At 68.9% G+C, this 11,470-nt stretch carries 11 protein-coding genes and 4 pseudogenes; 7 read left to right on the forward strand and 8 right to left on the reverse strand.

Annotation, left to right across the window (positions count from 1 at the left end; all coding sequences use genetic code 11):
- Nucleotides 1–388: 388 nt before the first annotated feature.
- A complete protein-coding gene (locus tag OG588_RS23360) occupies nt 389–517 on the reverse strand; it encodes a hypothetical protein (protein ID WP_267885204.1) in 129 nt (42 codons plus the stop codon).
- 262 nt (nt 518–779) lie between these two features.
- On the reverse strand, nt 780–2,585 hold the full coding sequence (locus tag OG588_RS23365; RefSeq protein ID WP_405949011.1) for a bifunctional metallophosphatase/5'-nucleotidase: 1,806 nt from the start codon (nt 2,583–2,585) through the stop codon (nt 780–782).
- A 146-nt stretch (nt 2,586–2,731) separates the two neighbouring features.
- On the opposite strand from OG588_RS23365, the gene mshD reads away from it, so the two are divergent.
- From mshD to OG588_RS23390, 5 genes and pseudogenes are all read left to right on the forward strand, one after another.
- Entirely contained in the window at nt 2,732–3,661 is a 930-nt protein-coding gene (gene mshD, locus OG588_RS23370) for a mycothiol synthase (RefSeq protein ID WP_405949012.1), read from the forward strand.
- A gap of 196 nt (nt 3,662–3,857) precedes the next feature.
- Nucleotides 3,858–4,046, forward strand: a pseudogene (locus OG588_RS23375) (hypothetical protein); the annotation flags it as partial.
- Entirely contained in the window at nt 4,033–4,407 is a 375-nt protein-coding gene (locus OG588_RS23380; protein WP_405949013.1) for a DUF6879 family protein, read from the forward strand. The pseudogene OG588_RS23375 and the gene OG588_RS23380, both read left to right, overlap by 14 nt.
- A gap of 83 nt (nt 4,408–4,490) precedes the next feature.
- Entirely contained in the window at nt 4,491–5,063 is a 573-nt protein-coding gene (locus OG588_RS23385) for a DUF5753 domain-containing protein (protein WP_405949014.1), read from the forward strand.
- Nucleotides 5,064–5,422: 359 nt separating this feature from the next.
- Nucleotides 5,423–5,802 (forward strand): annotated as a pseudogene (locus OG588_RS23390) (hypothetical protein).
- A gap of 114 nt (nt 5,803–5,916) precedes the next feature.
- On the opposite strand, the pseudogene OG588_RS23395 reads toward OG588_RS23390, so the two are convergent.
- Nucleotides 5,917–6,269, reverse strand: a pseudogene (locus tag OG588_RS23395) (ATP-binding protein).
- A 91-nt stretch (nt 6,270–6,360) separates the two neighbouring features.
- Here OG588_RS23395 and OG588_RS23400 point away from each other — a divergent pair.
- Nucleotides 6,361–6,610, forward strand: a pseudogene (locus tag OG588_RS23400) (helix-turn-helix domain-containing protein); the annotation flags it as partial.
- A complete protein-coding gene (locus OG588_RS23405) occupies nt 6,585–6,779 on the forward strand; it encodes a DUF397 domain-containing protein (RefSeq protein ID WP_405949015.1) in 195 nt (64 codons plus the stop codon). The pseudogene OG588_RS23400 and the gene OG588_RS23405, both read left to right, overlap by 26 nt.
- Before the next feature lie 12 nt (nt 6,780–6,791).
- Here the strand turns inward: OG588_RS23405 and OG588_RS23410 are convergent, their stop codons facing one another.
- The 5 genes from OG588_RS23410 to OG588_RS23430 all read right to left on the reverse strand — a co-directional run bounded on the left by OG588_RS23410 (nt 6,792) and on the right by OG588_RS23430 (nt 11,373).
- Nucleotides 6,792–7,454, reverse strand: coding sequence for an ABC transporter (locus OG588_RS23410; protein ID WP_405953190.1), 663 nt, complete (start codon nt 7,452–7,454; stop codon nt 6,792–6,794).
- 68 nt (nt 7,455–7,522) lie between these two features.
- On the reverse strand, nt 7,523–9,055 hold the full coding sequence (locus tag OG588_RS23415) for an ABC transporter permease (RefSeq protein WP_405949016.1): 1,533 nt from the start codon (nt 9,053–9,055) through the stop codon (nt 7,523–7,525).
- Nucleotides 9,052–9,912: an ABC transporter ATP-binding protein gene (locus tag OG588_RS23420; protein ID WP_019064516.1), complete on the reverse strand. Its 861-nt coding sequence runs from the start codon at nt 9,910–9,912 to the stop codon at nt 9,052–9,054. The genes OG588_RS23415 and OG588_RS23420 overlap by 4 nt, the downstream gene beginning before the upstream one ends.
- A gap of 82 nt (nt 9,913–9,994) precedes the next feature.
- The gene (locus tag OG588_RS23425) at nt 9,995–10,834 is read right to left on the reverse strand and encodes a zf-HC2 domain-containing protein (protein WP_405949017.1); all 840 of its coding nucleotides are present in this window, start codon (nt 10,832–10,834) and stop codon (nt 9,995–9,997) included.
- On the reverse strand, nt 10,831–11,373 hold the full coding sequence (locus OG588_RS23430; protein ID WP_019064514.1) for an RNA polymerase sigma factor: 543 nt from the start codon (nt 11,371–11,373) through the stop codon (nt 10,831–10,833). Before OG588_RS23430 ends, OG588_RS23425 begins: the two co-directional genes overlap by 4 nt.
- Nucleotides 11,374–11,470 lie beyond the last annotated feature (97 nt).

Consider the following 11,470-nt stretch of genomic DNA (forward strand, 5'->3'; position numbering starts at 1 on the left):
GCCTGCCCTGCGGCTTACTTGTGACCGACCGGGCGACGCTTCGGGGCGTGCGCGGGCTTCTTCGGCGCCGGCTTCTTGGGGGCCGGGGCGGGCTTGCGGGTCTTCTTCACCGGGGCGATCTTGTGGAAGCTCATGTCTGTGTCCCTCTCTGCTGCGGTTCTGCAACAGTTCCTCTACCGATCTGCTGCAACTGCCTTTGATTTACTTCTGAATTACGCCTGTAAATTCTTTGTCAGCCTTTGTTGGCGACCGGGCGGCGCTTCGGGGCGGGCTTCTTCGGGGCGGGCTTCTTGGCTCCCGGCGCGGGCTTGCAGGTCTTCTTGATGGGGTGAATCTTGTTGAAGCTCATGATTAATTCCCTCCCTGATCCGGAATGTTTACGTGCGACTTACTTGTGGCCGACCGGGCGGCGCTTGGGGGCGCCGAGCGGCTTGCCCAGGGGCTTCTTGGGCGCCTTCTTGGGGGCCGGGGCGGGCTTGTGGGCCTTCTTCACCGGGGCGATCTTGTGGAAGCTCATCGTGCTCTCCTTCGTCTCTTGCGTTCTCTTGCGTCTTCTTGTCGTTTGCGCTGTTCGCTTTCGACATGGAAAACACTACTGGACTTCTGACGCAGGAAAAGCCTTTTCTGCTTAGACCTTCCTGAGCAATCCCTGTGGAAGATTCTTATGGACTTTGCGGAACTGAACCCGTCCTTACACAGAATTTAAAACGGGAAAACGGAAGGGGCCCGGCGCCGACCTGCGGCTCCGGGCCCCTCGTCAGAGATGGGTCAGGGACGGGTTACTGCACGATGTTGATCCGGTTCGCCGTCGGGGGCACCAGCGGGCCGGTGGCCGACGAGTTCGCCGTCAGGTAGTCCGCCAGCGCGGTCAGGTCGTCCGTGCCGACCAGGTCACCGGTGCCCTGCCCCAGCGTCGTGAAGCCGTCACCGCCGCCCGCGAGGAAGCTGTTCGTCGCGACGCGGTACGTGGCCGCCGGGTCGATGGCGGAACCGTTGAGCTTGATCGAGTCGGTGACCACCCGGTCCGCGCCCGTCTTCGTCAGGTCCAGCGTGTAGGTCAGCCCGGACGACACCTGGAGCACCTTCGGCGCCGCCGTGTTCGTGCCGCTCACCTGCTCCTTGAGCGCCTGGATCACCTGGGCGCCGGTGAAGTCCTGGAGGTTCACCGTGTTCGCGAACGGCTGCACCGTGAAGCCCTCGGCATACGTCACCACGCCGTCGCCCTCCGCGCCGGTCGCCTTGTAGGTGAGGCCCGCCCGCACCCCGCCCGGGTTCATCAGCGCGAGGTCGGTCTCCGGGTCCAGCTTCTTGCCGTACGCGAGTTGGGCGTCGGCGATGAGGTCGCCCATCGGGGACTCGGTGCCGGTGTTGTTGACGTCCCCGGAGATGTAACCGATCGCGCGGTTGCCGATGGGGGCCGCGAGGGTGTTCCACTTGGCGATCAGCGAGGTCATGTCGGCGGCCTTGGGCACGGTCCGGGTGACCACGTGGTTCGCCGACTTGACCGCCGTACGCGCGATGTCGCCCGTCTTACGGTCGTACGTCAGCGTGGTGTCCGTGTAGAGGCGGCCGAAGGAGGCGGCCGAAGTGACCATACGGGGCTTGCCACTTGGGTCGTTGATCGTGCAGACGTACGCGTTGTGGGTGTGGCCCGTGATGAGCGCGTCGACCGCCGGGGTGACGTTCTTCGCGATGTCGACGATCGGGCCGGAGATGCCGGAGCCGCCGCCGGACGCGTCGCAGTCGTAGTTGTAGGACGCGGAGGCCGGGAAGCCGCCCTCGTGGATCAGCGCGACGATCGACTTGACGCCCTGCTTCTGGAGCTCCTTGGCGTACTTGTTGATCGTCTCGACCTCGTCCTTGAACTGGAGGCCCTTGACGCCGTCCGCGGAGACGATGCCCGGGGTGCCCTCCAGCGTGACGCCGATGAAGCCGACCTTGACGCCGTTCTTCTTCCACACCCAATAAGGCTTCAGGATCGGCTTCTTGGTCTTCTCGTCGAGGACGTTGGCCGCGAGGTAGGGGAAGTCGGCGCCCTTGAACTTCTTGTCCGTGTAGCAGCCCTCGGTGGGGTGACAGCCGCCGTTCTGGAGGCGGGCCAGCTCCTTCGCGCCCTCGTCGAACTCGTGGTTGCCGACCGAAGTGACGTCCAGGTCAAGCTTGTTGAGCGCCTCGATCGTCGGCTCGTCGTGGAACAGGCCCGAGATCAGCGGGGAGGCGCCGACCATGTCGCCGCCGGCCGCGGTGATCGAGTACGGGTTGTTCTTGCGGGCGTCGCGCAGATGCGTGGCGAGGTACTCGACACCACCCGCGTCGATCGTCTTCGTCGTGCCGTCCGCCTGGAGTTCGGTGACCCGGCCGGAGGAACCGGACGGCGGCTCCAGGTTGCCGTGCAGGTCGTTGAAGGACAGGAGCTGTACGTCCTGGTAGCGGCTGGGCTTGTGCCCCTGGCCGCCGGGGTTGCCGTGCGCGTCGGCGGGGAGCGCGGCGGCCAGCGCACCCGCCGTGGCGAGGCTCACGGTGGCGGCGAGGAGTGCCGCGGTACGGCGTCTGCGCGGGCGGTCGGGCTGGGTTGTGGCTGGCATGAGCCCCCCTGTGTGTCGGCTGAGAAGGTCACCACGTTCCGGCGCAGCCTAGGGTCAACGCGCGTAGCGTGACAGGGGGTTCTTGGTTACATCCTGGTTTCTTCTTTGCCGCCACTTTGCGGGGGGATCGGCTTACCCTCATACCCATGACCAGCGACGACACCGTACGGCCCGCGCCCGGCTCCCGTTCCATCGAGACCTACTCCGCGCTCTCCCCGGACCAGGGCGCGGCCGTTCTCGCGCTGATCTCGGAGGCCGCGCGGGCCGATGGGCAGCAGGCGGTGTCCGAGCAGGGGCGGTTGCGGATCCGGGGCGGTAAGCGGGACGGGGTCTCGCATCTGCTTCTCACCCTGGGCGAAGAGCTCGTGGGCTACGCGCAGTTGGAGGACACGGACCCGGTGGAGGCGCCGGCCGCCGAACTCGTCGTCCGTCCCTCGCACCGGGGACACGGTCACGGTCGGGCGCTCGGCGCCGCGCTGCTGGCCGCGTCCGGGAAACGGCTCCGGGTGTGGGCACACGGTGGGCATGCCGCGGCGCGTCATCTCGCGCAGGTGCTCGGGCTCACGATGTTCCGTGAACTCCGGCAGCTGCGACGGCCGTTGACCGACCTGGAGCTGCCGGAGCCGGTGCTCGCGGAGGGCGTGACCGTACGGACCTTCGTGCCCGGCGTCGACGACGCGGCGTGGCTCGCCGTGAACGCCGCGGCCTTCGCCCACCACCCCGAGCAGGGGTCCCTCACCCAGGGCGACCTGGACGACCGTAAGTCGGAGGCGTGGTTCGACCCCGAGGGGTTCTTCCTGGCGGAACGGGACGGCGAGCTGGTGGGCTTCCACTGGACCAAGGTCCACGCGGCGGAGGGGCTGGGCGAGGTGTACGTGGTGGGGGTGTTGCCGGGTGCGCAGGGTGGCGGGCTCGGCAAGGCGCTGACGACGATCGGTCTACGGCACCTCGCCGCGCGGGGGTTGCCCACGGCGATGTTGTACGTCGACGCGGACAACAAGGCAGCGGTGTCGGTGTATGAGCGGTTGGGATTCACGACGTACGAGACGGACCTGATGTACCGGTCGGAGTCGTGAGGCGCGGGTCGGGCCGCTGAGCTCGCTTGAGCCGCGTGTGCCGGTGGTCGACGCCGGTGCGGGTCGCCCTGGCTGGGGCAGGTTACGCGGTTTCCCGTTCCGTCAACCGTGATCGCTTGCCCGTCCGCCCCTCGCTCGGGAGCATCGACTCGGAAGCGGGGTGCTGGCAGCGCCACGGCGGAGGGGAACGCGGACCATGAAGGTCACCAAGCTGGTCAGCACGTGCGACATCAAGGACTGCCCGACGATCTACGCGACGGACCGCGGCACCTTCCTGGTGCAGGGCGGGACGCCGACCGATCACGGGCTTGAGATTCCCGCTCATGAAACCCTGGTCGAGATCCCGATGGAACTGATCCGGAAGGCCATCCGTGGCAACCTCGTCCAGGACTCTCGGGGACCTCTTCGACACGTTCGAGCGGGAGGCGTTCCGCCTCGAAACCCTCGACGACTACAACGCGGGCTGGATCGAAGAGCTCCGATCGCACACGGCGAAGCGTAAGCGGATCCATCGGGTGCACATTCTGCGCCGCCCGCTCTCGGACTATCTCAGGTTCGAACTCGGGTGGGGATATCAGAGGAACATGTCAGGGGGCGAAGAGTTCTTCATTCTCGACGGGACCGGGACGTTCCTGGGCGCGGAAGTCCTGTCGCCCGAACGAACGGCGGAATTCGCGCGGTTCCGCGACGTGGCACTCGCTCAGGCGGAGCCGTTCACCGAATGGTGGGCCAAGTACAGGGCGTGAACAGAGCACAGCTTGGAGCCGTGCTGCGGGCGCTGCGGATTGCGCATCCTGACTGCCATCGGAGTATCTGACGAGGTCAGCGGATGGGAGTCCACAAGGGGCAGCAGGCCGCCAGGGCTCTGGAGACTCGGATGTCGACGCTGCGGCTGTTCCAGTCGGCCCTGGTTCCCGGTCTGCTCCAGACACCGGAATACATCCGGGCCGTTCTGCGACGCCACCACCTCAGCGAGGACGCACTCACCCGCACGATCAACGGCCGACTTGAACGTCAGGCGGTCCTCTACGACAGCAAGAAGTCACTGCGTTTCATCATCACAGGGCCTGTCCTGCGGTGGCGCATCGTCCCGCCGCAGATGATGGCTGCGCAGCTCGACCGCCTCGTTTCTGTTTCACGATTCCCTCACGTGAACATCCGGGTAGTTCCCCTGCGGGTGCAGCAGCTCGATATCGCGAATCACGCATTCGTCATTCGCGACGACCGAATGGTCACGATAGAAACGGTCCACGCCGAGGTGGTCGTCACGGACCCCAGAGATGTAGAACTCTACGTCGAAAAGTTCGAGGGTTTCGAGCGAATAGCGTTGTCCGGTGACGACATGCGGAGCTTCGTCGAGAGCACCCGCGACGAATTCTTGCGGGAACAGGAAACAGGCTAGAGAAGCCTCTGCGGCGCGCCGAAGATGGCGACATGGAGAGCGAAGAAAGAACGTCCGCCTGTCCTTGTCGACGGCCCGCGAGAACGCCCGTTCCACAGGAGACTCCAGCGCCGTGATCGACGCCAACGTGAGGATTCGCCGACACCAGGCGAAGGCGCATGCGGCATGAAATCCGGCTCGGACCTCTTCGCCGACCGCCCCTTGATGACCATGCGGGTCTCGCGTGACTCCGGACGTTCCTGGGAGCCCGGCGCGCTTCGGCCTGAACGTCTGATCCGTCCCCCTCTGTCGGCCGGACCGGGCCCATCGCCTGCCCTTGGACCCGGCCCGGCCGGCTCTTCTCGAAACGGGAACGACTGGTGCACCACCACGGCTATCTGTGGACCGGCCCGAAAGACCGTTTCGACCAGGAGTCGCTACGGCGGATCTTCCGCCGCTCGAAACGGCGTACTGGCTCATCAAGCCGCGTTCGTTGGTCCGTGCCACGTGGGACGAGGCGAAGGAAGCGGCGTCATGGCTCGGGGAACAACTCGCGGAGTACGCACCCCGGTTCGTGTCCGAGGCCCCGCGCGACACCACCCGACTGGCCCGGCTGGTGAACTCCGCCGCCGAGCGGCTGGGGTCGGGGGCTGACGTCTCGCTCGGCTTCTGTCTCGAACGCCCCTCGTATCTGTCCCTGGCGCTGGTGACGTGCTCCCCGAGCCGGTCGAAGCCCGAACTGCCCTGCCCTGTGCGTTAGTCCCGGCAGAACATCACCTCAAGCCGGGTCTTCGAACGTGAGCGGTGCGGCCCTTTGCCCGTCCCCGCCGAAGGGGACCCTCCCCGCGAAAGTGTGACACTTTCCGCTGGAGTGTCACACTTCTGCGACTCGCCCCCCCTGACGCTGGGCGCCCCGCCCGCCACTCAACGTCGAAGACCCCTCAAGCCGCAGCGAGCTCGCACCACAGAGCTTCCCCCGCCTGCCGTTCGGGACACCGAGCCGCAGCACCCCCGCCGACCAGCCCACCCGCAGAGCGGCGGGCCCCTTCGCATGCCGTACGGCGTTGGCGACCAGCTCCGTCGCGAGGAGTTCGGCGGTGTCGGCCAGCCGGATCAGTCCGTGCACGGTGAGGATCAGGCGGAGGGTGCGGCGGCTGACGGTGACGGCACGCGGGTCGTTCGGGATGTAGAGGAGCACTCCCAGGGTGCGGGCGAGTTTTCGGGCATGCGTCAACTCCGGTTCGGCGGTGAGAGGTTCGGAGGTCTGCGGAAGGCTCGGGCGGTGGCAGTGCCACAGCCGCCCTGGCAGGACGGAGTGATGCGCCTGGGGATTGAGCTGCGCAGGCTCCGCGAGGCGGCGGGGCTCACCGCCGTCGAGGCAGCGGCGTTGCTCGGGGCGAACCGCGTTCAGATGAGCCACATCAAATCCGGACTCGTGGGCGTGAGTGAGGAACGGGTACGCCGTCTCGCTGCCCACGTCATTCCTGGACCTTGCCGAACTGGACCACCACGCCACGTTTCTGCAGGAGGTCGCGATCCTGCATGTGCCGGGTCTGCTGCAGGCGGAAGTCGTCCTACTCGGGCCCGGACGACGGGAGCAACTGCGTGGAGATCGCCAACCACCCCACCCACATAGCCATACGCGACTCCAAAACCCCGGCCCGAGCCACGCTCACCTTCCCCACCCCCACCTTCACCGCCTTCGTAGAGGCACTGAAGGAGAACCCCGGACCCTGAACCGCCTCGTCCTCAGACGCCGGACAGGCCGGACCCTGCCGACCGGGTGGGAATCAGCCGCCTGCGCCTGACCGGCTCCGGCCCACAAGCCGCCCACACCAGCCCCGCCCCCACCAGCACCATCGCCCAGTGATCGTGCCCCACCCCCCACTGCTTCTCCACCGGGGAGACGTACATCCCCCAGTCATTGGGCAGGCCGAGGGGGGACACCAGGGCGACGACCAGGAACCCGGCGGCGACCCGTTGGCCCGGTTCGGGTTCGGCCGTGAAGCGGAGGGCCGCTGCCGCCGCCGCGAGGGAAAGGACCGCCGCCGCTGCCGCCTCCAGGGTCATGTCGCCCACCGGAGGGCGGATCTTCGACGGGATCAGCAGGACCGCCGCGGTCCACCAGGCCGCGGCGAACGGGGCCACCAGCGCCACCCGCAGGGTCGTGCGGAGGGCGCGGCGGGTCGGTACCGAGGCGGTCAGGTCGCGGGTCGGGTCGTCCAGGACGAAGGCCAGGCCCAGGGCGAAGGTGAGGGCGGCGGCGCGCAGCGCGATGAGCGCGGACCACTGGTCCGGTTCGTCCGAGAGCAGGCGGGGCAGGGCCGCGATCAGCAACGCCACCGCTGCGGTCGCGGCCAGCGCCCTTACCGGCAGGGCGCGCAGGACGGGGCGGATCAGCTGCCCCAACACCCTTGCCGTAGAAGGGGGTTGGGCTCCCGCCTGCTCGGTCTCCGCCCCCTCTTCCCTCCCCCTCGTCATCACTCGCACTTGTCAGCCCCACCGGGAGCCTTGACGCCCAGCAGCTGGGCGACCTTTGCCGTCGTCACCTTCGGAGCAGTCAGTTCCGCCCAGTGCGCCTTCACCTTCGGGGTGACCGTGGACGGGCCCGCGGCCAGCAACTCCCTTACGACGCTGGTCTGTCCGGCCGTCATGGTCATTCCGTTGGTCGGCGACAGGACGATGGAGGAGCCGGTCACGGTGTCGCTCAGGCGGACCGCGCGGAGCTCGGTCACCGGGTCGGACGTCCAGCCCAGGGCCAGCCACATGATGGTGACCATGCGGCCGTCGCACACGTCACCGCCGGCCTTCTCGTTGCCGAGGACCAGTACGGAGGCGACCGCGGCCGAGAACTCCGGCGTCCGGGGTCCGCCCCACATCGTGCGGACGGTGACCTTGTCCGGTGTGGTGGACGGTTCGATCGCGCCGTCGGCCTCCATGCCGTAGCGGGCCTCGACGCGTTGCTGCACGAGCAGCTTCCGGGTCTGTGCGGTGCCGCCCGCGAGGGACTGGACGTGGTCCGTGACGTCGGCCCATGTCGCCGTCCTGGGGACCCACTCGGGGAACGCGCAGTACGTCGAGCGGCCGTGGCGGACGCAGGACTGGACCTTCTGCGGGTTGAGCGTGGCCACTGTGCGGGCCGCGACCGTCTCCGACGAGACGCCTGCCGCCTGGCCGACTCCGCCGACGACGCCGAGGGCGACCGCTCCGGCCAGGGAGCCCGCCAGGACCGCCGTCGCCGTCTTCGTGCGGCCCTTGCTGATCAGTACCGCGAGCAGCGCGAGGGCCAGCGCCAGGCCCGTCAGGTACAGGGCGTGCGAGACGGCCGGGCGGCCGATCAGGTCGGAGGGGATCGTCTTGCTGCTCCCCTCGCCGACGATCGGGGTCAGCCAGGCCGTGGCACCGCCGCCGCCGATCGAGACCGGCGCGAGGACGGAGAACACGAGGAGCAGCACCGCGGCCACCGGGATCGCGAACGGCTTCGGCACCAGCCTCGCCATCAGCAGGCCGATCGCCCCGCACAGCAGCACGCACAGCGGGCCCACCAGCAGTTCGCCCACCGAACCGTGGCCCACCGCCGTCGACTTGACCGCCTGCCGGCCGAACTGGGCCGCCACGCCCAGCACGACGAGTGCGGTCACCGGCAGGATCGACAGCGCGTGCGCTGCCGTACGGCGCCACGGTTCGAGGACCAGGACCCCGAACAGCCGCTCCGTGTCGTGCCGTTGGGAACGCAGCACGGCCTGGTTGACGCAGAGCAGGACCGCGAAGCCGACCAGCAGCGGGCCCATCTGGGTGGCACGGTCGACGTCCTGGAGGGCCGGGTAGCCGTTCCAGTCGCTCTTGGTGCGCCACACGATCCAGGCGACGTAGGCCGCCAGCATGAACAACACCGGGATGCGGAGGAGGAGTTTGCGCGACTCGAAGCGGGCCAGGGCGAAGATCGCCGACCATGACTCGCGGGCGGGTGCCGTGTGTGTCTCGGCGGGGGTCTGGGTCAGTACGGTGCTCATGCCGTCGCCTCCGCGTGCATACCGTCGAGGGTGAGCAAGTAGCCGTCCTCCAGGGTGGGTTCGACGAGTTCGGCGCCGGGCGGCGGGTCGCCCACGTTACGGAAGACGCCCAGGCCGGTGCGCCAGCCCGCCTTCGCGTTCGGGTCCCGTTCCGAGCTGCTCCAGACGCGGCCCGCGGCCCGTGCGGTGAGTTCGGCCGGGGTGCCGTCGAAGCGGACGCGGCCGGCGGCCATGACGACGACGCGGTGGCAGAGCATCGCCACGTCCTCGGTCTGGTGGGTGGACAGGAGAACCGTTCGCCCCTCCCCTGCGCGGGCGATCAACTCCCTGAAGCGCATACGCTGTTCGGGGTCGAGGCCGACCGTCGGCTCGTCCAGGACCAGGAAGCCGGGGTCGCCCACCAGCGCCGCCGCGAGCGCGACCCGCTGGCGCATACCGCCGGACAGCTTCTTGATGCGCTTGCCGCGTACGTCCGACAGGTCGACCTCGGCGAGCACCCGCCGTACCTCGTTGTGGCGGGCGGTGCGGTCGGTCAACTCCTTGAGGATCGCGACGTAGTCGACGAAGTCGAAGGCCGAGAAGTCCGGGTGGAAGCCCGGCGTCTGCGGGAGGTAGCCGAGCACGCGCCGGGTCTCCTGGCGGCCCGCGGGCGTGCGGGGGTCGTGGCCGAGGACGGTGAACGTGCCCTCGTCGGCGGGGACCGCGGTGGCCAGCACCCTCAACAGGGTTGTCTTTCCGGCCCCGTTGGGGCCGAGCAGGCCGGTGACACCTTCGGTGAGCCGCAGCGACACGTCGTCGAGGGCGGTCGTCAGGCCGTAGCGCAGGCTGAGCCCGGCCGCGGAGACGGTGGTGGTCATGACGTACTCCAGTCGGAAAATGGCATGAAGTGGCGTTGAGCCGGGTGAAGTTGCTTTTGGTGGCGTGAAGTCGCGTGAAAAGTCAGGTAGTTGGGTGGAAACCCGGGGTCTTGGTGTCGAAGCGGTCGCGGGCCAGGTAGAGGAGGCCCGCGGCGAGGACCGCCACCGCCGCTGCCACCGTCTGGCCGGTCGCGGTGAACGGGGCGAGCGTGCCGCCGTGGATCGCCCGCTCGTGGGCCGTCACCAGCAGGGCCGTCCAGGCCCCGCCGACCACACCCGGCGCGAGGACCGGGCCCAGGCGCGGGGTCAGCGCGAGGCTTGTCGCGGTGAGGGCGAGCGCGGGGAGCAGCCAGGCCAGGGCGGCGAGGCCGTATCCGGGCAGGGCCAGGGTCGCGATGCCGTTGAGGCCGAGTCCCGCGACCAGTACGGCGGTTGTGCGGATCATGAGGAGCTTGAAGCCGTGCATGGGGGACACGACGGTCATCTCGTAGGTCGGGTCGAGCACCGGGCCGTACGCCATCGCCACGCCCACGAGCGGCAGCAGCGGGGCGAGGGCGAGGAAGACGTTGGGTGTCGCGACGTTCGACGCGTCGGTCACCAGGACCGTCATCACGAGCAGCAGGGCCACCGCGCCGAACCACGAGCGGCGCAGTACCGGCGTCGCCGCCAGCAGCCGTGCCGTGTGGTCGGCCACGCCGATCCGGACGAGCAGGGATTCCACCAACCCCCTTCTGGGGGCGTCGAGTTCGGCGTCGAGGCGTTCCCAGCCCGCGTCCAGCGCCACCGGGTCGGTGACGGACGCCAGCAGGGCCCGGCACTCGGCGCACTGGGCGAGGTGGGTGTCGGCGGACCAGAGCATGGGCGGTGCCAACTCGCCCCGCGCATAGGCGCGTACGTCGTCTTCGGCCACATGCCAGGTCATGCCAGCTCCTCCCGCAGTTGCTTACGGGCCCGCATGGCCCGTGTCTTGACCGTGCCGGCCGGGATGCCCAGCAGCACGGCGGCCTCCCGGGTGGTCAGCCCGTCGATCACGGTGGCCTGGAGGACCGCCCGCAGCTCCGGCGAGAGCCGGACCAGCGCGCCCGCGAGGTCCCCGTGCTCGACTCCCGCGAGCACGCGTTCCTCCGCCGATGCCTCGTCCCGGTGCCGCAGCCGCGCCAGCGCCTGCCGCATCCGGCCGCGCGCCCCGTCGCCGCGCAGCACGTCGATCAGCCGCCGCGACCCGATCCGCCACAGCCACCCGGCCACGTCGCCGTCCTCGCGGTAGCGGGCGCTGCCCCGCCACACCGCGAGAAACGTCTCCTGTACGACGTCGTCGACCATCCCGGCGTCGGCGCACCGGCCGCGCAGCCGCGCGGTCAGCCAGGGCGCGTACCGCCGGTACAGCTCCTCGAACGCGCGCCGGTCGCCGTCCGCCGCGATGGCCCGCAGCAGCTCCCCGTCGCTTCCCGTATCGCTCACATCTCCTCATCGGACGAGCCCCGCCGATCGGTTCACGGACCGGCACACCGATCTCGATCGATCTCAATCAATCTCGATCGATCTCACTTGACTTTCT

Origin of the sequence: Streptomyces prunicolor, assembly GCF_045162825.1 — a bacterium.
GTDB classification, from domain to species: Bacteria; Actinomycetota; Actinomycetes; order Streptomycetales; family Streptomycetaceae; genus Streptomyces; species Streptomyces prunicolor.